The organism is Rahnella sp. 1L-D-7-B-C2 (genome assembly GCF_057290995.1).
The window spans coordinates 47,700-69,306 of record NZ_JBXAVQ010000013.1; the positions used below are offsets into that span (position 1 = coordinate 47,700).

Genomic DNA, 21,607 nt, shown 5'->3' on the forward strand with positions numbered 1-21,607 from the left:
TTGCGCCCCCTCTTCCCCCCGAACGTTCTTGCCCAAAAAACTAAATAACCGATTAGTGATCCAGATCAACTAAACCCCGCGCCCCGCAAGGGCTGCAGAGGCGTTTTAAGTCGAATTTCGAGGCGTTTTTGGGTTAAAAATGGCGTCTCATACCGCCAGCAATGCATTTCATTCCGCAACTCGTGCATCTCACGCCGCAAATGAACCGCACATATTCGTGAGGACTATCATAGCCACAGTTAATTGAATCTACTTCGCTCGGGAGAACCCACTATGAGTGACACATCTGGTATGCCGAACTACAACCGTACCCGCTGGCTGACTCTGGCCGGTACAATTCTGACTCAGCTCGCGCTGGGATCTGTGTACACCTGGAGTCTGTTCAACGGTCAGCTTTCTGAAAAACTGGGTGAGCCGGTCAGTCGCGTCGCACTGACCTTCGGGATCCTCAGCCTGTGTCTGGCTATCTCTTCTTCCGTCGCGGGGAAACTTCAGGAACGTTTCGGCGTTCGCAACGTCACTATTGCCGCTGGTGTGCTGATGGCTGCCGGGTTCTTCCTGACTGCGCATTCTGACAACGTCATCATGCTGTATATCAGCGCCGGTGTGCTGGTCGGTCTGGCGGACGGTGCCGGTTATCTGCTGACGCTTTCCAACTGCGTAAAATGGTTCCCTGAGCGTAAAGGGATGATCTCAGCCTGCGCTATCGGTGCCTACGGTTTAGGCAGCCTGCTGTTCAAATTCGTATGCGGTCATCTGCTGGCGACTGAAGGTTTGCAAAACACCTTCATGATCTGGGGCGGTGTGGCGATGGTGATGGTGATTACCGGTGCACTGATGATGAAAGATGCGCCAAAACAGGAAACCGCCGATGTGACTCGCGAAGAGAACTCTCTGAACGATAACAGCAAAGACAGCCGCGAATTCACGCTGGCCGAAGCGGTTCGCGCACCGCAGTACTGGATGCTGGCGCTGATGTTCCTGACTGCCTGCATGAGCGGCTTGTATGTGATTGGTGTGGCAAAGGATATCGGACAAAGTCTGGTGAAACTGGACGCCCTGACCGCCGCCAACGCCGTCACCGTCATCGCGATTGCTAACCTGAGTGGCCGCCTGGTGCTCGGCGTACTGTCTGACAAAATGCAGCGTATCCGCGTGATTTCCATCGCGCAGATCGTCTCACTGGCCGGGATGAGCATGATGTTGTTCACTCACATGAATGAAACCATGTTCTTTATCTCCGTAGCCTGTGTCGCCTTCAGCTTCGGCGGGACGATCACCGTGTATCCGTCACTGGTCAGCGATTTCTTCGGCCTGAACAACATGACCAAAAACTACGGTCTGCTGTATCTCGGTTTCGGTATCGGCAGCATCTTCGCTTCTCTGGTGGCTTCGCTGTTCGGTGGTTTCGCAGTGACCTTCAGTATCATCACAGTATTATTGATGGTGTCATTGGTTCTTTCTGCCACGATTCGCTTACCGAATAAATCAGAAGCAGGTCATAATACGCTCCAGCACGTGTAAACCAGCACTTGAGCGCATCATAAATGATGAACGGGAGCGTAATTAGCTCCCGTTTCTTATGAGTAAAGCATATCTGTTCAGTGGCTGATTCACACAACACTTACGACCAAACGTGAATACACCGGACACCCGACCATGAAACGCACCACCCTCGCTCTTTTCAGCCTGATGCTCAGCCTTACCGCTTTTAACAGTTTTGCCGTAGCCTATCCTTCCAGTGCGCAGGAAGTCGCTTCAGAACTGAGCCGTAAAGCCAGCGAAAGCAGTAATCAGCCGTCTACGACGCTTGATGCCAGCGCGCACAGCACGCTGACTTCCGGCAGCGATTACCTGTAATCAGCGCACCAGCGTCGCGCGCTTGCCGTCAAATTTCCATCCCTGTATCAGATACTGCATCGCGATCGCGTCATCGCGGTCTTTTTGCGTCATATTGTTGTAGCGCTGATGGGCAATCCCTACCGCGTCCATATCCAGCTCCACGCCGAGCCCCGGCAGTTCGTTAAGCGCCAGCTTACCGTCTTTAATTTGCAGCGGATTTTTCGTCAGATGCTGGCCTTCCTGCCAGATCCAGTGCGTATCAAACGGCGAAATGTCACCGGGCGCGGCCGCACCGAGATGCGCCAGCATGGCCAGCGATACGTCAAAGTGATTATTGGAATGACAGCCGAGCGTCAGCCCCCACGCATTGCATAACGTTCCGATAGTATTCGCGCCACGCATCGACCAGTAATGCGGATCCGCCAGCGGAATATCGATGGCGTTAAGCTGCAACGCATGGCTCATCTGCCGCCAGTCATTGGCGATCATATTCGTCGCGACCGGTAATCCGGTGGCGCGCTTAAACTCAGCCAGCGTTTCACGCCCGGAAAATCCCTGCTCGGCTCCGCACGGATCTTCGACGTAAGACAAAATCCCGTGCATGTCTTTGCACAGCGCAATCGCCTGATCCAGCGACCACGACGCATTCGGATCAACGGTGATCCGCGCCTGTGGAAAACGTTGTTTCAGAGCCCGCACGGTATCAATCTCTGCTTCTCCTGCCAGCACGCCCCCCTTGAGTTTGAAATCCTTAAAACCGTATTTGTCCTGCGCGGCTTCGGCCAGTTGCACAACTTTCTCGTGTGTCATCGCCTCCTGATGGCGCAGGTGATACCACGGATGCTGCCCCGGCTGTGCTTTCCCTTGCTGATAGGCCAGATCGGTTTTTTGCCGGTCGGCGATGTAAAACAGATAACCGAGTACCGGCACTTCATCGCGCTGTTTACCCGGTCCAAGCAGCTGTGCAACCGGCTGATTAAGATGTTGCCCCATCAGATCCAACAGCGCCGTTTCCAGTACGGCAACCGCGTTGTGGTGCCGCTCGAGATCCCACGGTCGAAAGCCGGGCAGGACGGGCTGCGGCGCACGGTTTTCTTCCAGATCGCGTTTATGCAAATCGCTGACCAGCTGATTCATTTTGCCGATCTCCTGACCGACAATATGCGGGATCGCCTCATTGAGGATCTTCAGCACGACGCCTGTTGCGGGCGACTCGCCGACGCCGATGTGCCCTTGGCTGTCTTTTAGCACCAGCAGGATACGGGTGAAATAGCAATTATGCGCACCGGCGATATTCAGCAACATGCTGTCGTAACCGGCAACCGGGATGACCTGCATTTCGACAATTTTTGGTGTATCAGACATGGCGTTTTGGCTCCAATCCCTGCGGGGCATGATAGTCAGGTTGCGTTGGCGTGCGGTGGTTTTTGGTGAAAAACAGTGTGATTGCAGCGAAGACGGAAGCGCCGCTGAGGATATACAGCCCGGCAGTCGTACTGCCGGTCGTCTGTTGCAGATAGCCAAACACCGCAGGTGCGAAGAAACCGCCGAGATTACCCAGCGAGTTGATCAGCGCAATGCCCGGCGCGACGATAGAAGACGGCAGCTGGCTCTGCGGAATAGGCCAGAACAGCACAGCGCTGGATTTCGTGCCGATGCACACCACGCACAGCGCAAACAGGCCAAACCACGGGCTGCCGAGCGTACACAAACAGGTACCGAGGGCGGCGACAATCAGCGCCAGCGCCAGAAGGGTTTCCCGGTTGCCACGGAATCGGTCGCTGACGCGGCCAAGTATATTGATGGCGATAATCGCGCAAATCCACGGTACCGAATTCAGCAAGCCGATCTGTAACGATGACAGCCCCGGAATGCGGCCGATGATTTCCGGCTGCCAGAACACCAGCGTGTAGCCGGTCATGCACATCACGAAGAACAGGAAGCACAGATAGGCCATTTTGCCGTCGGTGATAAGTTTCCAGCGTGACTGTCCCTGCGTATGGACGTCACGCGAACTCGCCTCTTCCAACAGCGCGGTGCTCAGCGCCTGCTTTTCTTCGACGGTCAGCCATTTGGCTTCCTCCGGTTTTGAAACCAGGAAAAATGCAGCCACGATCCCAACTAACACCGACAGCGCGCCTTCAATGAACAGCACCCACTGCCAGCCCGGTAATCCCATAAAATCGTGCAATTCCAGCAATCCGCCGGTGACCGGACCGGATAACAGATAGGCCGCCGCCGAACCGGTGAGGATCAGCGCTGTGGCACGCCCGCGATAGACGTTAGGCACCCATTTGCGGAAATAAAATAAGATCCCCGGGAAGAAACCTGCTTCGGCGACGCCGAGTAAAAAGCGCAGCACGTAGAACTGCATTGGTGTGGTAACAAAACCCATCGCAAAGACCACTGCGCCCCAGGTGATCATAATGCGGGTCAGCCAGACGCGGGCGCCGTACTTATCCATCAGCATATTGCTGGGGATTTCAAACAGCGCATAACCGACGAAAAACAGACCGGCACCGAAACCGAAGGCGGCGGTACTGATGCCGACGTCCGTTTCCAGGCTGTGTTTGATGAAACCGACGTTGGTGCGATCGATTTGGTTAATGATCAACATCAGGATGAGCATCGGAATGGTGCGGGCAAAGAATTTGCGGTTTGCACTTCTTACCGCTTTGTTTTCATGACCGTTCATGGTGTTCCCTTAGCGTTGAAATAATGAACAACTGCAACACTACTTAAGAAGCGAACACGGTGAATTGCCATTGTGCACTCGCCCAATGTTTGATCACCCGCAAAGACAGGCGACAACAATTAATTCACATTATCAATGAATTGAATGATGTGCATAAGCACAACTGATGATTAAGGGGTTTTTCCCTTTTTAGATGGAATAGCGAGGCGGTTCACAGTTTACGGGAGGTCTTTTTCAAACAAAGTGCTTAAAATAGGAACACGTAATTATCCATGCGATTTATATGTTTGTTATAATTACGCCTTGAAATTGATCAATGGGACACGCCGTCCCGACACAAGGAGTGTGAAATGAAAGCAACTGCATTTTGGTTAATCATGGCCGGAGGTTCCGTAGCGATTGGCTACGCGATGGCGCTGATGATGGAGCTATTGTAACGTCTGACGCCGTTCCGCCCTTTTCGATAAGGACATATCTATGGCATTTTACAGCCCCAGGCGCATCATTCTTTATACTGCTGCGGCCATTGCGCTGCTGGTCATCGTTGGTCTGGTGACCTACTTCACCGTCGGCCATCTGGCTGTTTAAGGTTTTCCTGTCTTCAGAATCCGTGGCGATACACAAGGTCTCGCCGCATAATGCCTGCCTGAAAACCTGATCCAAACATCACACTTATTGAGATAAGAAACATGACATACAAGGGATTACTGGTGGTGGCTGTCGTTATTCTGCTGGCAAGCATCGGCTCGGAGTCATTGATTAAGAAGGGAATTGCGATGGCGGACGCCAAAATTGATCAGGTGATTGGTCATTACGCAGACAAATAAGGCTTACAACTGCTGGAGTAACCTTACCGGGCGATGACAAAACCATACACAGCGTTTGGTATCGTAAGTCCATCAAATGTTGTGTGATGTCCCTGTGTAATACCCCTGTAGAACCCTGTTATTTGCCCGCCGCGTGCGGGCTTTTTTTTGTTTTTTTTCAGATAAAAGTCCACAGAAGCCAATTGCCGAAATAATTCGAGTTGCAGGAAGGCGGCAAGGGAAAAAGTCCCGATGAGCTTACTCAAGAAAGTGATTCGGGTGACTGAGTGCAGCTAACGCATCTGCAACTCGAAGTATGAAGGGAATTTGCCGGTGCTTTCCCGGCCGTCATATTGCGGCGTAAGCGTCCATCGTACACTCCTACATTACGCGGCCTGAGCGCGGCCTTATCACAACAGAAAAAACGGCTGAGTTTTTTATTCCCTGATTATCTATTTTTTTATTTCGATAAACATGACGAGAAAAAAGAAACCGGCTTTTCTGTTGTGGCTCCCGAAATAATTCTGGAAGCTTTTAAATAATAAACCCCGGCGTTGGCCAGGGTTTATTTTTGTGGTTCATAATGTCGATATTGAAACAACGATTCCTGTCTGCTCCGGGTTTAACCCATCTTCGCTATTGCAGGTGATTTGCCTTCAATATCAGGCGACATTACAGAACGACAACGTTACCCGCTGAAGGGCCTTTCTGGCCTTGTTCGATGGTGAACTCTACGTTCTGACCTTCGTCCAGGGTTTTGAAATCATTGCTCTGGATTGCAGAGAAGTGTACGAACACGTCTTTGCTGCCGTCTGCAGGGCTAATGAAACCGAAACCTTTACCAGCGTCGAACCATTTTACTAAACCAGTCATTTTAGTAGACATAGAAAATACCTTCTTTTTTATTTTATGATGCCATAGGGCAATATAGGTCTGTTTTTATTTGAAATACTTATGGATGCATCAGAGAAGGAAATTCGTCGGAGAAAGGATTTGCTATATCACTTGAACCAGGAACTGCTTTACTAAATGTCTTACATAAATAGGTCTTAACCACAAACCGTTGACGCTATTTACACACAGCAGGATTTATTAAGCAAGCCTTTATTTCAAAGCAACTCTATTTATAGCCTTTATATTTGTTAAAAGAATAACCCGCAGGGCACGCAGGGCGGCGGCTGTAGCCTGATTAATCAATAATTAAGCCTGCCCAATTCAGGCAGGCATTAAGACGATTCTCACCTTGTTATGAATCAAACTCAGCGCGCCGTGGCTCTTTTCACACAATCGGCGCGGCGTCCGTCTACCCGTTTGGCGAACCACGCGGTGGTCAGCGTGCGGGTAATCTTCGGACTTTCCAGCGTGATCCCCGGCAGCATCTCGCGCGGCTGTCGCTTCCCGGTGGTTTTATCCGCCAGCGTAAACACCTGTTTGTAGAGTTTAGTGTCTTCGAATTCCAGCTGTTCGCCCTTCTCCAGCGCCCTGCGGATTGCCGAGTGGCTCATATCCAGACGCTTGCTCAGCGTGCGCACCGCCAGCTCAGTGCTGCCAGGCTTATCGGTGCCATAGTTGATAAGGTCACCATCGAGCGCCAGCGGAATACCCGAGGCCTTACTGACCGCACTCTGGAACGCGGCATTACGGCTGGCATACCAGCCCGCATTGAAGTCGGCGAAACGATACAGCGGCTGAGTGTAATTCGCCGGATATCCCAGCAGATGTTTCACGCCGAAATAGACGCCGCCGCGACGGCTAAACACTTCGTTGCGAATCGAGCTCTCCACCGGATACGGATACCCTTTGGCATTCTGTTCGGCAAACGCGATGCTGACCTGCATCGGCCCGCCGGTATGCACCGGATTCAGATTGCCAAACAGCTTCTGCCCCATCGGCACCATATCGATGAAATCATCGAAAATCGCGCTCAGCTGCTTCTCTGTTTTCACATTATCCAGCCGCTCGCTGTAGGATTTGCCGTTCGGCGATTTCAGCAGCAGAGCGGTGTGTACCAGGAAATTCGGCACATGGACGGCATCTGCGCGGCGGTCTATCTCTTTCCACGCAATTTTACCCAGCCCCGGTACCGGCGCGTCGGCGTTGAAGTTAGATTCCTGCTGCGCCACCGCCAGCACAGAGCAGATATTCTCGGTGGTCGGCGCGATGCCCTGCGCAGAAAACGCGGCGGTAATATCCGTCGCCCAGCCCTTGCGATCCGGTGCTGTGGAAGGCATCAGCCGTATGATGTCCGCTTTGGTGTCCTGCGGATTTTTCACCGGCGCGTCGTTTTTTTTATTCGACGTACACCCGGCGAGGATCAAAATCGCTAACGCACCGAGCGTGCAGGGTGTGGAAAATCGCTTACCGTTCAAAATCATACATTTCCTGAAGAGGGAGTTACGTGTGTACTTTCGTGACGTTAACCAAGATAAGCGCGGCTTTCTAGTTAAAATTTCAGCTTTTTACGCTAAGGTTAATCTTCTGAATATGGAGCAAAAGGAGCAAGGAATCTATGCAATACGCGATCAAAACCTCTCACTTCAACCGCACTTTCCTGATGCCATTAATGCTGCTGATGATGATTTTTGCCGTCAGCGGCTGTGGTGATAAAGAGCCTGCGCAGCGCAAAGCGTTTATGGATTTCCTCCAGTCGCGCATTCTCGACAAACAGGTGCTGGCTGTGCCGCAGCTGTCGGAAGCGGAGAAAAAACAGTTCGGGGATTACAGCAAAGATTACGCGATCATCACCGGTTTCCATCACCAGATGAACACTGAGCTCGATTCCTCGCTGGTACCCGTGTTTGCCGGTATGAACGGCGTCAACAGCGTCAATGCGCTGGTCGAACAGCGCGATGACCTCAAAAAGATGGCCGATAGCAGCCAGAACTGGAAAGAGAAAATCATCACGCTCAGAACGCAGGCGGATACCCAGCGCGCGGCGCTGAAACAGCCGGATGATCTGAAAAAGGTTTACGATCAGGCTTACGAGAAAACAGTGATCAAACCCTCTGAAATCACCGAACAGGTCTTCGATCTGCTGCCGCAGGTGCTGAATCTAATCGTCGCCAAAGCCGATTTCATCAAGAATCAGGGGAAAGAGGTCACCATTACCGGAAACCGTCTGCAATTCTCCAACCAGAAACAACTGGATAAATACAACGCGATCCAACAACAGCTGGTGCCGCTGAATGCGCAGCTGATGCAGCTCAGCCGCCAGATGCAGCAAATGGTACGCTAAACCACCAGCCGAACGTTCAGACCGCCGCAAGGCGGTTTTTTCATGACGGCGCTTTTGTTATGGTGTGCGGCACTTAACTAAGGAGACACCGATGAGTGACGAAATTCTTGCCAAACGCGTGGACCAGCTTGAGCGCGTAAACCGTGAACTTCTGGTACAAATTTCCGCCATGCGCCTGCTGTTTGGCAGCGTGGGCAACGTGCTGAACGCCAGCCAGGAAAATGCCTTCACGGTAGCCGTGAATCAGGCTCTTGAAGCTAACCGCGCCGATGTGGCAAACCAGACCGATCTGGACGACGCTTCCCGCAAATTCCGCGAAGACGTATTTAAATGCACCGAATCTCTGCTGCCGGGCAGCCGTTAATTGGTGAAAACATCAAAAGGCTCAGACGCACTCTGAGCCTTATATTCCCCCACCCTGACTCCCCTCTAGATATTCGGGCATACCAGCGCCAGCTCCGCCTTTTCCGGGAACAATCTTTCGCTGATAAAATCGATAAAGACCCGAAGCTTCGGCGTCATGTAACCGCCAGACGGCCACAGAATATAAAAATCTGCACTGCGTTTAACGTGCTCGTCTAATACGGTCACGAGTTGTCCGCGCGCCAGTTCCTTGCGGACGCTGAAATCCGGCAGGCAGGTGATTCCCAGTCCCTGTACCGAAAAACAAAGACGCGTTTCAATGTTATTGCAAACCATCGACACTGGCAGCGCGACATCTACATGCGCCGGAACCGGCCACGGCTCCAGCTTACCGCTGTTGGGATAACGAAAATGCAGGCAGCGATGCGTAAGCAAATCCTGCGGCTCGCGCGGCCAGCCGTGCTCTGCAAAATAGCCTGGAGACCCGACCAGCAGATGATGGAACGTGCCCAGCTTGCGCATCGACAGCCGTGAATCCACCATCTGCCCGGTGCGCACTACCGCATCAAATCCCTCTTCGACCACATCGACCACGCGATCGGTGAAATCCAGATCCAATTCGATGTCCGGATAACGGCGCATAAACTCGCCGAGCACCGGCAGCAGCAGCGTACTGAGCAGCGGCAGGCTCATACGCAGCCTGCCGCGCGGATTTTCTGAGAGCTGCGACAGCTCGCTTTCCGCGGCTTCCAGCTCCGCAACAATCCGGCGGCTGCGCTCGAGAAACAGCGCGCCTTCCGCCGTCAGCGTAACGCTGCGGGTGCTGCGATGGAACAGACGCACCTTCAGCTTGGTCTCCATCCGCGCGATGCTTTTACCCACCGCCGATGCCGACACGCCCAGTATTCGCCCTGCGGCGACGAAACTGCGGGTTTCCGCGACGTGCACAAACACATTCAGACTGCTCAGACTTTCCACCGCCACCTCCGATTACGGACACCAACGTCCGTATACTCTGGAAATCTACCCTACTTTTTCCGCACCGGGGAGATCTCTATTGTGATCGAACACATTCTTTCATTGATAAATCACTATGAATTCCCCCCAGTCCGCCTCACCGTTGCCGCTTTCCGCCCTGCTGGCGATGGCGATGACCGGTTTTATCGGCATCATGACCGAAACGTTGCCCGCCGGGCTATTACCACAAATTGCTGCGGGACTTAATGTTTCGCAGGCAATGGCCGGACAGCTGATCACGCTTTACGCTGCGGGTTCGCTGATGGCGGTGATCCCGCTGGCAGCGATGACGCGCGGCTGGAACCGGCGCACCGCGCTGCTCACGGCGATCCTCGGCTTTCTGGTGTTTAACACGCTCACCACGTTTTCAACGAATTACCTCGTGACGCTGTTCGCGCGCTGGATGGCCGGTGCGGCCGCCGGTCTGGCATGGGGATTACTGGCGGGCTATGCGAGACGCATGGTGCCGGTGCATCAGCAGGGCCGCGCGCTGTCGGTGGCGATGCTGGGTGCGCCGGTGGCGCTGTCCGTCGGCGTCCCGCTCGGCACCTGGATGGGTACCCTGCTCGGCTGGCGGATGGCGTTTGGCGTGATGTCCGCTATCACGTTGCTGCTGGTCGTATGGGTGATGCGCAAAGTGCCAGATTATCCGGGACAGGCGGCTGGCCAGCGCCAGTCACTGCGTCACGTGATAAGAATGCCGGGCGTGCGCAGCATACTGGCGGTGATCTTATTATGGATGCTGACGCACAACCTGCTTTATACCTACATCGTGCCTTTCCTTGCCCTCTCCGGCCTGGCAGAACGGGCTGACCAGATATTACTGGTGTTCGGCATCGGCGCGCTGGCGGGTATCTGTTTCACCGGTTTGCAGGTGGATAAACGCCTGCGGAAAACCCTGCTGGCCAGCCTGGCACTGTTTGCATTGATTTCCCTAGGACTGGCGCTCGACGGCGATTCACCGCTGATGGTGACGCTGTGCGTCGCCATCTGGGGGCTGACTTTCGGCGGTGCGGCGACGTTATTGCAAACTGCCATCGCTGACGCCACCGGCGAGCAGGGTGATATGGCACAATCGCTGGTCGTGGTGTCGTGGAATCTGGCGATTGCCGGCGGCGGCTTGTCCGGCGGCATTCTGCTTAACACCACAGGGATCGGCATTTTCCCGTGGGCGATGCTGATTCTGTTGCTGGCTGCTCTGATAATTGCCTGGTGCGCGAAACGTGACGGTTTTAAGCCAGGTGCCCGATATGCATAAAATCCTAAGGATCCGGTCGCGGAGGGACAGGATCAAAGTTTCGCAGCGTCTGAGCGGGTATAATTTCCTAAACCCTTTCAGAACCAAACGCCTGAAATCTCCTCAGAGGGAGCCCTTTCTGATAGAGTAAAAAACAGGCAATGCAAAGACGATGAGATCCATGGAAGCCCATAAAAAAGCCGCTATAATTTTGACTGTACTCGCCACTACGGCCTTACTGCTGGTGGCTTTCGAGTGGCTTGCCGATCAGACCGTTCCCGAGTTAAAGGAACATGTGGTTCACTACGTTGACCGGCACATCACCGGTTAGCGTGGATTCAATAACACCTAAGCTCAATACAGGGAGGATCCGATGGTCACCAAAAGGATGATGAGTAAACACTGGAAAATGGTCGTCGTGTTGTTATGCATCTGCGGCGGCCTGCTGTTACTCCGCTGGGCGGCCATGATTTGGGGTTGAGCTGATATTGTTAGCGATACTATTTTGAGTTAAGTTGACGCCCCTATGAAAACCCCAAAACCGCGTCGTCCCCATGGGCGATGGACCTACTACATTATGTACGAAGACATTCTGTGGCCCTGCCCGGTTCGCTGGGAGTGGGAGAATGGCTATGGCGGCTGGCTGCCGTTTTACTATTCCCCGACGCTGGAATTTGTCGCCGGTGACCCGCTCAAAGCCACCAAAGTGCCCGGTTCCAAAACCCGGGCCATCGCTAAAACTTCCCGCATCCCGCAGTACGATTACTGATCCTGCCTTTCAGGCGATCACACCGTTTCAATCAGTCCGCTCGCCCGCAGTACCCTGCGCTGTACCGCATCCGGCAGCACCGCATTCATTCCTCCGACAAAGCCCAGACTGAACCAGTGACGCGCACGGGTAATGCCGGTGTAAATCAGTTCACGGGTGAGGATCGGGCTGAGATTCTCCGGCAGCAGCAGCGCGGTATGGGTGAATTCAGAGCCCTGCGATTTATGCACCGTCATCGCGAACACCGTCTCCACCGCCTGCAAACGGCTTGGCATCACCCAGCGGATACTCAGGGTGCCGTCGCCAGCCAGAAAGGCAACGCGCGATACCCACACCGTCGATCCATCCGCCAGCGTTTGCGGAATTTGCAACGTAATGCCGATATCGCCGTTCATCAGCCGCTGGCCGTAATCATTGCGCGTTACCAGCACCGGACGCCCCGGATACCAGCCTGCCGCAGCCTCCAGCAGCCCTTCTTTCCATAGAATTTCAGCAATGCGCAGATTCAGCCCTTCAACACCCCACCGCCCGCCGCGCAGGGCGCATAACAGCTGGAACTGACTGTAGGCCAGCAGCACTTTGGTTGCCCAACGGTGGAAGGATTCCATCGGTTCGTCGATTTCAGGCCGCTCATTTTTCACTATCGTCAGATAGTGACGATAACCGACCGGCGGCGAAACGCCTGCCCGCGCCGTGGCAGCAGGAAACTGCCCCGCCGCGCCGTTAATCACCCAGTCGCGCAGCGCCTGATCGTCGGCCACGCTGAGCGTCAGTTGCGCCAGATCGCCGTACCCCTGCTTCCACACCTGCTTCAGCGCTTTCACATCGCCATCGTTGACCGCTTCCGCCAGCCGCCCGATGCCGCTTTGTGCATCAAAACGGTAGCTGTGACGTAACATCACCACCGCCTGATCCATCGCGGTTCCGTGCGCATCGACCAGAGCATCCGGAATGTTCTCCCCGGTGACGGTTTGCAGCCAGTCGCGGGTTTTCGGCAAATAATGGCCGCCCGCCGCACGCTGGCAAAGTTCGCTGAGCAACGCGCCCGCTTCCACCGATGCCAGCTGATCTTTATCGCCAAGCAGAATCAGGCGCGCCTGATCCGGTAACGCCGCCAGCAGCGCAGCCATCATTTCCAGATCGACCATCGACGCTTCATCCACCACCAGCACGTCGAGCATCAGCGGATTGCCCGGATGATGGCGGAAGTGCCGCGTGTCCGGGCGGCTGCCGAGCAGGCGGTGCAGCGTCACCACGTCAGTATTGATGCTTTCACGCACGGCGTCGCCGTTGCCGACCGCGGTCAAATCCAGTTGAGATACCGCACCGGCAATTGACTCATTGAGCCGCGCCGCCGCCTTACCGGTCGGTGCCGCCAGACGGATGCGCAGCGGCTGGCCGTGGTCTTCCAGCGCCAGCGTTTGCAGCAACGCCAGCAGACGCACCACAGTGGTCGTTTTCCCCGTGCCGGGGCCACCGGTCACGATGCTGAACGCACTGCCCGCCGCCAGTGCACAGGCCAGTTTCTGCCAGTTGGCTTGCCCGCTATTGCCGCTGGCAGGAAACAGCGCATCGAGCGCCGCGCGCAGAGGTGCCACCGGCAACGCGTCCGGCTGACTGCGCGCCAGACGTTGTTCAATCGCGCCGCGTACATTCTGCTCATACTGCCAGTAACGGCGCAGATACAGGCGATGGCCGATGAGCACCAGCGGCGAATTTCCCTCACCGTGGCCCACCAGCTGCGGGTGTCCCAGCGCTGCCATCCATTCTGTCAGGCTGAGATTTTCCAGCACTGCAGCCGGGCGGATCACCGCACCGTCGGCGTGATCGCCCTCCGGCGGCAGCGAGAGCGAAAAGGCGCTGTCGTCGAGCGTGGCCTGCAAATCCAGACACACATGGCCGCGCCCGAGCTGATAACTGGTCAGCGCCGTCGCCAGCAATAACAAGGGATGCGCGTCGGGCGTCTGCTTCGCCAGAAATGTCACCAGTGCGCGATCCAGCTCACGCAGCCAGCCGCACTCTACCCAGCTTGCCAGCAGGTGTGCGATATCTTCACGGCTGTTGATTTTCATGCGCGTTTCTCCTGATTACCGCTAAACAGCAGGTCGAGTTCTTCCATTAAGGCTTTATCCGGCCTCTGAACGCAGACGCCGTTACCCGGCGCATGGCTGCCGCGCAGGAATAAATACACTGCGCCGCCGATATGGCGGTCGTAGTCATAATCCGCCAGACGGGATTTCAGCAGGCGATGCAGTGCGAACAGGTACAGCGTGAATTGCAGATCGTAGCGGTGATCCAACATCGACTGGATCATCGACGTATGATCGTATCCGCTGGCATCGCTACCCAGCCAGTTGGATTTGTAATCGAGTACGTAATAACGCCCGTCGTGTTCGAACACCAGATCGATAAAGCCCTTGAGCATCCCGTTGAGATCTTCCGCCAGCAGCGGCGCGCGCGGTGCGCCGTCCAGCGTGTATTGCGACACCAGTTTGTCGAGGCGGCGGGTCGATACCTGCGTCAGCGAGAACCAGAACTCCATCTCCACCTGATACGGCGGCAGTCCTGCCAGCGTAAACGCGTCGCCAGCCGGCAGCGGTAACGGCTGGGTAAGCAACGCGGTCAGCCATTGCGTCAGCGGTGTGATCCATTTTTCCCAACCGCGCGTATTACAGCGCCGCGCTACCTGATCGGCGATTTTTTCCGGCTTCGACGTCAGTGCGGCAAACCCTTCTTCCCCCGCCCATTCCAGCAAACCGTGCAGGAAATTACCCGGTGCCGGGCCGCGCGGAAACGCATACTGATCCGCGCCGGTCATCGGCTGTAACACGCCTTCCGCCAGTTCCAGATCTTCCAGCCCCGTACTCTCTAAATAGGTATCCTGCGCCGCGCTTTCGATTTCCACCGGCGGCTCATAGGTCGCCACGTCGGAGGCGATATACGTCCCGGCGGGCGCAATTTGCAGGCCGGAGAAACTCGATATCCACCAGCGCGGCGCTTTATGGGTGCGCAACGGCGGACGTGGCCCGAGCGCAGGCAGCGCCTGTTCATTACGGAACACCGCGCCGTCCGGCGCAGGCAGCGGCCATGCGCGGATATTCGCCGTTTCCAGCGCCTGTAAACAGGCAGGCAGCGCGTCGGCCGCGAGGGTTTCTCCGTCGGGTAAGCTGTCCTTATAAAATAAATAGCCGGGAGCGCTCTTCTCAAACTCTTTCAGCGGTGCCATGCCGAGCCACAGCGCGTAACGTGAGCGGGTCAGCGCGACGTAAAACTTACGCAGATCTTCCCCCAGCCGTTCGCGATCGGCGAGAGCCAGCTGATCGTCGGTGGCGCTTAACGCCACTTCGAGTTCGCCCTCCGGCGTGTGCCATTTCAGCGGCGAGTCCTGTTTTTTCACTGCGCGGAAGGCGCAGGCAAAGGGCAGGAACACCAGAGGATATTCCAGACCTTTGGATTTATGCACCGTCACCACTTTCACCAGTTCGGCATCGCTTTCCAGACGCAGTTTGCGCGCATCGCCGCCCTGATGTTCGTCCTGACGCTGCTCCGCCAGATAGCGGATCAGCGCGTGTTCGCCGTCAAGCTGAACGCTCGCCTGTTGCAGCAACTCGGACAGATGCAGCAGATCGGTCAGCGCACGTTCGTCACCGCGTCCGAGCAAACGACGCGGCACGTCAAATTCCCACATCAGGCGGCGCAACATTGGCAGAATGCCCTGTTTGCGCCAGCAAATGCGGTACTCCTGAAACTGGCGAACGTAGCGCTCCCACTCCTGCTCGTCCTGATTCAGGCGATCGAGCGCTTCCCAGCTTAAATTGAGCGACGGCGTGCCGAGCGCAGCGCGCAGCAGGCGATCGTTTTCCGGCGCAGCGCAGGCCGCCAGCCAGTACTGTAATTCGCCCGCCTGCGCACTTTGAAAGATTGATTCTTTATCAGACAGATAAACGCTGCGCACGCCGCGTTTGGACAGCGCCGTGCGGACAGCCGTGGCTTCACGGCCGGTATTCACCAGCACCGCGATATCGCCCGGCATCACCGGTTTCAGCGTTTCGCCGGGCAGCCCGAAGCCAGCCACGCCCTGCTGGCCAAGCCGTAACAGACGGACAATTTCTGTCGCGCAGCCGTCGGACATCAGCTGGATATACTGCGTTTTCGGCAGCACGTCGGCCTGATTTTCCGGATACCACAGCGTCATGGCGGCGGCTTCGGCATCATCAATTATCAGCGTGTCGGCACGCCCTTTGGCTTCTACCGGCAGGAACGGCACCTGATTTTCATCGCCACGGCGGAACAGGAAAGCCCCCTCGCCGGAAGGACGATTTTCGGCAAGCCCAAAGACTTCATTCACCGCAGCCACCATCCCGCGCGTAGAACGGAAGTTGGTGGCCAGCGTGTAGTGACGTCCGCCGGTGTCGCGGCGGGCGCGCAGATAGGTATAAATATCAGCGCCGCGGAAGGCATAAATCGCCTGTTTTGGATCGCCGATCAGGATCAGCCCTTGCTCAGGGGCGTTTTGCGCCACACGGTAAACAGTGTCGAAAATGCGATATTGCAGCGGATCTGTGTCCTGAAATTCGTCGATCATCGCCACCGGGAACTGAGTGCGGATGATCTCCGCCAGCCGTTCTCCATTGTCGCTGCGCAGCGCGGCGTCGAGGCGGGTCAGCAAATCGTTAAAACCCATCTGTGCGCGTTTTTGCTGCTCGGCGTCGAAGCGGTTTTCTATCCACCGGCAGGCGTGTTGCAGCAAACCACTGCGGGCATCCGGCAGATTTTCCAGCCGCGCTTTCAGGGTTTCCATGGCGGTGATCGCCGGATGCGCAGGGGGTTCGCCCTGCTTCCAGCATTCCGCTAAGCCTTCCGGCGTCAGGCGTTCCCAGCCGGTTTTCAGATCCGGCGCAACCTCATCGGTCGTCGCCCAGATGTGCAGTTTTTCCAGCCACGGCAGAAAATACCGCGCCTGAATTTTACGGCCATCCACCACTTTCGCTGCCACCGCGCCTTCAAGAAGGGTGCGCAGTTCCTGCGTCCATTCCGGCCAGCCCTGTTTCAACGCCGACAGTTCGGCGGCTTTCTGCTGACTGACCGCTTCGCAGATTTGCGCGGGTGTTTCGTCTGAGCCCAGTTCTTCGGCGTATTCCAGCAACGGCGCGACTTTGCTATGTAACTCTTCCGGCGTCCGCCACCATGCGCGCAGGGTGCGGATATCGGATTCCGGCAACGCAAAATAGAAGCTGCGCCAGTAGTCGCGCACCACCTCCATCAGCAGTTCGGTTTGATCGGTTTCCAGCGTCTGGGTGAACAGGCTGTCGCTGTCGAACGCGTGCTCGCCGAGCATGCGGTTACACCAGCCGTGGATGGTAGAGACCGCCGATTCATCCATCCATTCCGCCGCCAGTTGCAGCTTGCGGGCGCATCCCGGCCACTGTTCAGGAGGATATTCAGCGCGCAGCGTCTGCAAAAATTCGTCGCCCTCAGAAGAGGACCCGTCCAGATTTAAAAAGTATTCCGCTGCCTGCGACAGACGCACGCGGATACGATCGCGCAACTCTTTGGTGGCCGCATCGGTGAAGGTCACCACCAGAATTTCAGGCGGCGTCAGCGGACGGTTGAAAGCATTCTCCCCGCCGTGGCCGAGCACCAGCCGCACGTACAGCGCGGCAATGGTAAAGGTTTTCCCGGTACCGGCGCTGGCTTCAATCAGGCGGCTGCCGGTCAGCGGAAAATTCAGCACGTTGAGCGCTGATGGGCGAGTCCCGGCAGAGGACATAGTGCGATCCATCATTCCTTGCCTCCTTTCTTACTGCGGGAAAGATGATTGCGAAGCGGTGCCAGCAGGCTGTCCGCGAGCACGGCGAATTCGCCGTCAGACCACAGCGTCGCGAAGTCCGGCCATGCGCGCGCCAGATAGCGGTTGCTGTCGCGCTCGCCGAATTTCATGTTGGCCGGATCGTGATTTTCATAAGCATCCCGCGCCGCAAACCACGCGTCGCTGTCCGGCGCGCTGTGTTCTTTGCCGTCCTTTTTCAGCCAGACGAACGCGGTTTTCACCGCCATTGGCAGAGGTCGCCGTTGCCCCAGCTGCCAGGCCTCGATCAACGTTTGCCACAGCGCCTGAGCCTGCGCAACCTCCAGCGGCGGCAGTTCAGCGGTGCCGTTTTTACTGACGATAATGCTGTGCATCGGCTGCCCGTTAAGGTGTCCGGCCAGATGCGCCACCCAGTACGGCAGCAGTTTGTCGAACCGGTAGCTGCGCTCTTTGGTCATCAGACCACCGCTTTCCAGCACCACGCGCGCGCGCTCGCCGTTGTGATTAGCACGCAGATCGCTGAGCCAGTCGGAGACATTGATGCCGCCGATATCTGCCGACAGCGCTTCGTTGCCCAATGCCTGCGGCCACGCCTCCAGCACCTGCTGATAACTGGCGAAAAGCGTGTCCATCGGTTCGGCGAGATCTTCACTCAGTACCGCAGCGAATTCGCCCGGCGCCAGTTCGCCGCGCCGTTCGATGCGTTCCAGCTGCTGGCGCAATATATCCTGACGCGAAACACCCGCCTCCAGCGCCCACTTCTGCGCGCGGATCAGTTCATCCTGCAATCGCCAGTTTTCCAGCGCATTCACATCGAAAGGTTCCTGATCTTCGCTTCCCGGATCTTCCATCTCAAAATAGATGTTCAGCCGCTGGCGGAAGAAACTGCGCACCGGATCCGACAGAAAATCAGACAACTGACGCAGCGTCAGCGCACTCTCTTGCTCCAGTGGTTCAAGCGGCGCGATTGCGGTAACCGGAGCATCGGCGTCCAGTCCGGCGCGCCATTCGTGGGCATAACTGAACAACGCGCCGTCTTTCGTAAAGTAATCGCGATTGAACGGTTGCAGACGATGCTCGACGGTCATCGCGTGCAGCAAATCCCCGTCGTCGTTGAGTTTCCAGCCTGCCGCCAGATGGTCGCGCAGCTGCGCCACCAGCACCGACGGCGGCCGCTCGCTATTGTCGTGAATACTGCGGCCAACCCAGCTGATATGTAAACGTTCACGCGCGGAAAGCAGCGCCTCGAGGAACAGATAGCGGTCATCTTCGCGGCGTGAACGGTCGCCCGGACGGTAATCGCGCCCCATCAGATCGAAATCCATCGGCACGCGGTTACGCGGATAATCACCGTCGTTCATACCAAGCAGATAAACGTGACGGAAAGGTATGGCGCGCATCGGCATCAGCGTCGCGAAAGTGACCGCGCCGCCGAAGAAGGGCTGCGTCAGGCCGGACTGGTCGAACTGCGCCAGCCAGTGATCCCGAACCACGGAAAGCGGCAGTTCAGCTTGCAGATTGACGCTTTCACAGGCTTCCAGCCAGGTTTCCAGCTCGGTGTGCAGACGCACCAGAATAAAGCCGTCTTCGCCGTCATCACCGGTAAAATACCGGGAAAGGATGTCGCGCAGGCGTTCGCCCCAGACCGCCGGTGCAGCCGGTTCGCGCAGCTGACGCCAGGTTTCATCGAGGCAGTTTAAAAGATGCGACAGCGGGCCAATCAGCGCTGCATCCAGCCCGCCGATTTCATCCAGCGGTTCGATATTCTCCCACGCCTCACCGCTGCCCACGGCATACCCCAGCAGCATGCGTTGCAGGCCAAAGAACCAGCTGTTTTGCTCCGGTGAGAGCGGCAGTTCGAGGCTCTGACGCTGTTCCGCGTGCAGCCCCCAGCGCACATTGGCGGCGCTTATCCAGCGGTGCAGCAGCGGCAGTTGTTCTTCTTCAATGGCAAAGCGCTCGCGTACCGACGGCACGTCGAGTAAATCCAGCAGATCGCTGACCGCAAACCGCGACTGCGGTAAATTCAGCAATCGCTCCAGCGCGCCAAGCAGCGAGTTATTCTGGCGAGGCCCCTGATCGGCGACGGTGAACGGGATATAGCGCAGATCGCTGCGCTCCATCAGACCAAACACGGCCTGAATGTGCGGCGCGTAGCCGTTGATATCCGGAACCATCACGATAATGTCGCGCGCCTTAAGCGTCGGATCCGCAGCCAGCGCGGCCAGCAGCCTGTCGTGCAGCACTTCCACTTCACGCTGGGCGCTGTGGGTAATGTAAAAACGCAGGGAATCATCCTGCGCATCCAGCTGCGGCCAGTGAACCTGGGTTTCCGCCAGCGGGCGCAGCTGCAAAATATCTTCCTGCAACTGGTGTAAAAGCGTATCGGTACCGTTCGAGGTGAAGAGATCGATGCGCGGGATCACCGGCGCGAGCTGCGCAGCATAGGATTCGTGATTATCGTATTCATTGAGCAGGCCAATGTAATCCCGCCCCTGCTTGCCCCACGCCGCCAGCAGCGGATGGGCGTGCTGGTGAAGTTCATCTTCGGCGATCACCTGCGGCATGCCCGGCTTACGCAGCTGACGGATCCGTTCAGCGCGCAGCAGATCTTTATCGGCGATGATATCGCTCCAGTCGTGCTCACATGGGTTATGCACACACATAAAGATGTGGGTCCAGCGGCCAAGAATCGCCAGCACTTCGAGAGATTGTTGCGGCAATGAAGAGATACCAAAGACGATCAGCCGCGCAGGCAGACCGGCCGGACGCTCATTTTCCGGGATAGTCAGCGCATGTTGCAGAAAACGCTGGTGCAGCGCGGCACGGCTGGTGTTGCGCTCGCTTTCATCAACGTCGTCCAGCAGCGCGCGCCACAGTTGCGGCTGCCACAGCAGGTTTTCCGGCAACGGCTCGCTACCCTGACGGCTGGTGCGCAGCACATCCTGCCCGTTACCCCAGTCTTCCAGCCAGTCGGCACGGTACACCTGATACTGATCGAACAAATCCGCCAGACGCTGCGCCAGCTGGTGCAGTTTTCGCATGTCACCGTCGTCTTTTAAGAAACGCGCCAGTGGCGCAAAAACCGGTTCAGTGAGTAACTGAGGTAAAAGGCGGATCAGCCGCCAGGTCAGCAACGGGCGATCGAACGGCGAAGATTCCGGCACCTGCTCTTTGCCGAGCACAGCACGATAAACCTGCCAGAAGAAACGTGCGGGCAGTTTGATGTCCAGCGCCGCCGCAATGCCACAGCCGCCGTCCTCCGGGTCACGGGCCAGCGCCAGTTTCAGCCATTGATTGATACCGTTGCTTTGCACCAGAATCACTTCATTTTCCAGCGGCGGAAGCGGATGCGCCGCCATCCACGTGATCAGCACGTCCCTCAGCGCTTCTGAGTGATTGCCGTGTAACACCATCAAACCTGAATTCACGCTCGCATCCCTTGTTATCGCCGGTTGAGGAGAGAGATTTTGCGTTGATTTGGAAAGGATTGGAAGGAAAAGAGGCCGGGACGGCGGAGACTGAATGCCTGACAGTGAAAGATACGGATTTATCACTTCACCGACTATTTCGTTAGCCAATCAATTAGTTTTAATTAAAACTTTTACATTATCATTCTAATACTCAATGACTTTCTGTTTAATAGAAATAAATTTCCGAATTTATCCCCATTTCAGAAAACACATTTTGTGTAATGAAAACTTAACTGATATAAAGTCGGTATTAGTTGTTTACCGCATAAATAACAATCAGGCCGTACTTTTATCCGCCAGTGCTAAATAACATTAAAAACCGCTTTTACTGGCTTGGAGTCAGGCATGAATAAAATTACCC

The 21,607-nt window shown here is 56.1% G+C and carries 17 protein-coding genes; 8 read left to right on the forward strand and 9 right to left on the reverse strand.

Translation table 11 applies throughout. The annotated features are described in order from the left end of the window. The first annotated feature begins 273 nt into the window (after nt 1–273). Complete coding sequence (locus tag AC0Z7K_RS18225; protein ID WP_413529106.1) at nt 274–1,524, forward strand: L-lactate MFS transporter; 1,251 nt, start codon at nt 274–276, stop codon at nt 1,522–1,524. Nucleotides 1,525–1,659: 135 nt separating this feature from the next. Continuing rightward, the gene (locus AC0Z7K_RS18230; RefSeq protein ID WP_213052066.1) at nt 1,660–1,860 is read left to right on the forward strand and encodes a hypothetical protein; all 201 of its coding nucleotides are present in this window, start codon (nt 1,660–1,662) and stop codon (nt 1,858–1,860) included. Here the strand turns inward: AC0Z7K_RS18230 and AC0Z7K_RS18235 are convergent, their stop codons facing one another. Continuing rightward, the gene (locus AC0Z7K_RS18235; protein WP_485615413.1) at nt 1,861–3,207 is read right to left on the reverse strand and encodes an enolase C-terminal domain-like protein; all 1,347 of its coding nucleotides are present in this window, start codon (nt 3,205–3,207) and stop codon (nt 1,861–1,863) included. After that, nucleotides 3,200–4,537, reverse strand: coding sequence for an MFS transporter (locus AC0Z7K_RS18240; protein WP_485615415.1), 1,338 nt, complete (start codon nt 4,535–4,537; stop codon nt 3,200–3,202). Before AC0Z7K_RS18240 ends, AC0Z7K_RS18235 begins: the two co-directional genes overlap by 8 nt. 689 nt (nt 4,538–5,226) lie before the next feature. Here AC0Z7K_RS18240 and AC0Z7K_RS18245 point away from each other — a divergent pair. Continuing rightward, the gene (locus tag AC0Z7K_RS18245; RefSeq protein WP_167457518.1) at nt 5,227–5,364 is read left to right on the forward strand and encodes a hypothetical protein; all 138 of its coding nucleotides are present in this window, start codon (nt 5,227–5,229) and stop codon (nt 5,362–5,364) included. Between the two features lie 23 nt (nt 5,365–5,387). Here AC0Z7K_RS18245 and AC0Z7K_RS18250 read toward each other — a convergent pair whose 3' ends face one another. The 3 genes from AC0Z7K_RS18250 to AC0Z7K_RS18260 all read right to left on the reverse strand — a co-directional run bounded on the left by AC0Z7K_RS18250 (nt 5,388) and on the right by AC0Z7K_RS18260 (nt 7,718). Further along, nucleotides 5,388–5,609, reverse strand: coding sequence for a hypothetical protein (locus tag AC0Z7K_RS18250; protein WP_485615416.1), 222 nt, complete (start codon nt 5,607–5,609; stop codon nt 5,388–5,390). Between the two features lie 406 nt (nt 5,610–6,015). After that, nucleotides 6,016–6,228 carry a transcription antiterminator/RNA stability regulator CspE gene (gene cspE / locus AC0Z7K_RS18255; protein ID WP_101076387.1) on the reverse strand — a complete coding sequence of 71 codons (213 nt, stop codon included), beginning with the start codon at nt 6,226–6,228 and terminating at the stop codon, nt 6,016–6,018. 374 nt (nt 6,229–6,602) lie between these two features. Then, nucleotides 6,603–7,718: a DUF1615 domain-containing protein gene (locus tag AC0Z7K_RS18260; RefSeq protein ID WP_485615418.1), complete on the reverse strand. Its 1,116-nt coding sequence runs from the start codon at nt 7,716–7,718 to the stop codon at nt 6,603–6,605. A 134-nt stretch (nt 7,719–7,852) separates the two neighbouring features. Here AC0Z7K_RS18260 and AC0Z7K_RS18265 point away from each other — a divergent pair, with 134 nt between their 5' ends. Together AC0Z7K_RS18265 and AC0Z7K_RS18270 are read left to right on the forward strand one after the other, a co-directional pair. Beyond that, a complete protein-coding gene (locus tag AC0Z7K_RS18265) occupies nt 7,853–8,578 on the forward strand; it encodes a DUF3053 domain-containing protein (RefSeq protein WP_413529102.1) in 726 nt (241 codons plus the stop codon). 91 nt (nt 8,579–8,669) lie between these two features. Beyond that, on the forward strand, nt 8,670–8,942 hold the full coding sequence (locus AC0Z7K_RS18270; RefSeq protein WP_413529101.1) for a hypothetical protein: 273 nt from the start codon (nt 8,670–8,672) through the stop codon (nt 8,940–8,942). Nucleotides 8,943–9,007: 65 nt separating this feature from the next. On the opposite strand, the gene AC0Z7K_RS18275 is transcribed toward AC0Z7K_RS18270, so the two are convergent. After that, entirely contained in the window at nt 9,008–9,919 is a 912-nt protein-coding gene (locus AC0Z7K_RS18275) for a LysR family transcriptional regulator (protein ID WP_485615419.1), read from the reverse strand. 115 nt (nt 9,920–10,034) lie between these two features. Here AC0Z7K_RS18275 and AC0Z7K_RS18280 point away from each other — a divergent pair, with 115 nt between their 5' ends. The 3 genes from AC0Z7K_RS18280 (at nt 10,035) to AC0Z7K_RS18290 (ending at nt 11,964) form a co-directional block, all read left to right on the forward strand. After that, nucleotides 10,035–11,216 (forward strand): MFS transporter, encoded by a 1,182-nt coding sequence (locus tag AC0Z7K_RS18280; RefSeq protein ID WP_485615421.1) that lies wholly within the window; start codon nt 10,035–10,037, stop codon nt 11,214–11,216. A 352-nt stretch (nt 11,217–11,568) separates the two neighbouring features. Next, entirely contained in the window at nt 11,569–11,676 is a 108-nt protein-coding gene (yniD, locus tag AC0Z7K_RS18285) for a small membrane protein YniD (RefSeq protein ID WP_112164783.1), read from the forward strand. A 45-nt stretch (nt 11,677–11,721) separates the two neighbouring features. Beyond that, on the forward strand, nt 11,722–11,964 hold the full coding sequence (locus tag AC0Z7K_RS18290) for a hypothetical protein (RefSeq protein ID WP_413529098.1): 243 nt from the start codon (nt 11,722–11,724) through the stop codon (nt 11,962–11,964). A 17-nt stretch (nt 11,965–11,981) separates the two neighbouring features. On the opposite strand, the gene recD is transcribed toward AC0Z7K_RS18290, so the two are convergent. From recD to recC, 3 genes are read right to left on the reverse strand one after another with little or no spacing between them, the layout of a single operon-like run. Beyond that, on the reverse strand, nt 11,982–14,036 hold the full coding sequence (gene recD, locus AC0Z7K_RS18295; protein ID WP_485615423.1) for an exodeoxyribonuclease V subunit alpha: 2,055 nt from the start codon (nt 14,034–14,036) through the stop codon (nt 11,982–11,984). Further along, on the reverse strand, nt 14,033–17,749 hold the full coding sequence (gene recB / locus AC0Z7K_RS18300; RefSeq protein WP_485615424.1) for an exodeoxyribonuclease V subunit beta: 3,717 nt from the start codon (nt 17,747–17,749) through the stop codon (nt 14,033–14,035). Before recB ends, recD begins: the two co-directional genes overlap by 4 nt. Next, nucleotides 17,746–21,189, reverse strand: a complete 3,444-nt coding sequence (gene recC / locus AC0Z7K_RS18305) for an exodeoxyribonuclease V subunit gamma (protein WP_485615459.1) — start codon at nt 21,187–21,189, stop codon at nt 17,746–17,748. The genes recB and recC overlap by 4 nt, the downstream gene beginning before the upstream one ends. Between the last annotated feature and the right edge of the window lie 418 nt (nt 21,190–21,607).

What these genes read in the sequence shown, in the direction of transcription:
- AC0Z7K_RS18225 (WP_413529106.1), top strand. Translation starts at nt 274, where the DNA reads ATGAGTGACACATCTGGTATGCCGAACTACAACCGTACCCGCTGGCTG.
- AC0Z7K_RS18230 (WP_213052066.1), top strand. Translation starts at nt 1,660, where the DNA reads ATGAAACGCACCACCCTCGCTCTTTTCAGCCTGATGCTCAGCCTTACC.
- AC0Z7K_RS18235 (WP_485615413.1), bottom strand. Translation starts at nt 3,207, where the DNA reads ATGTCTGATACACCAAAAATTGTCGAAATGCAGGTCATCCCGGTTGCC.
- AC0Z7K_RS18240 (WP_485615415.1), bottom strand. Translation starts at nt 4,537, where the DNA reads ATGAACGGTCATGAAAACAAAGCGGTAAGAAGTGCAAACCGCAAATTC.
- AC0Z7K_RS18245 (WP_167457518.1), top strand. Translation starts at nt 5,227, where the DNA reads ATGACATACAAGGGATTACTGGTGGTGGCTGTCGTTATTCTGCTGGCA.
- cspE (WP_101076387.1), bottom strand. Translation starts at nt 6,228, where the DNA reads ATGTCTACTAAAATGACTGGTTTAGTAAAATGGTTCGACGCTGGTAAA.
- AC0Z7K_RS18260 (WP_485615418.1), bottom strand. Translation starts at nt 7,718, where the DNA reads ATGATTTTGAACGGTAAGCGATTTTCCACACCCTGCACGCTCGGTGCG.
- AC0Z7K_RS18265 (WP_413529102.1), top strand. Translation starts at nt 7,853, where the DNA reads ATGCAATACGCGATCAAAACCTCTCACTTCAACCGCACTTTCCTGATG.
- AC0Z7K_RS18270 (WP_413529101.1), top strand. Translation starts at nt 8,670, where the DNA reads ATGAGTGACGAAATTCTTGCCAAACGCGTGGACCAGCTTGAGCGCGTA.
- AC0Z7K_RS18280 (WP_485615421.1), top strand. Translation starts at nt 10,035, where the DNA reads ATGAATTCCCCCCAGTCCGCCTCACCGTTGCCGCTTTCCGCCCTGCTG.
- yniD (WP_112164783.1), top strand. Translation starts at nt 11,569, where the DNA reads ATGGTCACCAAAAGGATGATGAGTAAACACTGGAAAATGGTCGTCGTG.
- AC0Z7K_RS18290 (WP_413529098.1), top strand. Translation starts at nt 11,722, where the DNA reads ATGAAAACCCCAAAACCGCGTCGTCCCCATGGGCGATGGACCTACTAC.
- recD (WP_485615423.1), bottom strand. Translation starts at nt 14,036, where the DNA reads ATGAAAATCAACAGCCGTGAAGATATCGCACACCTGCTGGCAAGCTGG.
- recB (WP_485615424.1), bottom strand. Translation starts at nt 17,749, where the DNA reads ATGATGGATCGCACTATGTCCTCTGCCGGGACTCGCCCATCAGCGCTC.
- recC (WP_485615459.1), bottom strand. Translation starts at nt 21,189, where the DNA reads ATGGTGTTACACGGCAATCACTCAGAAGCGCTGAGGGACGTGCTGATC.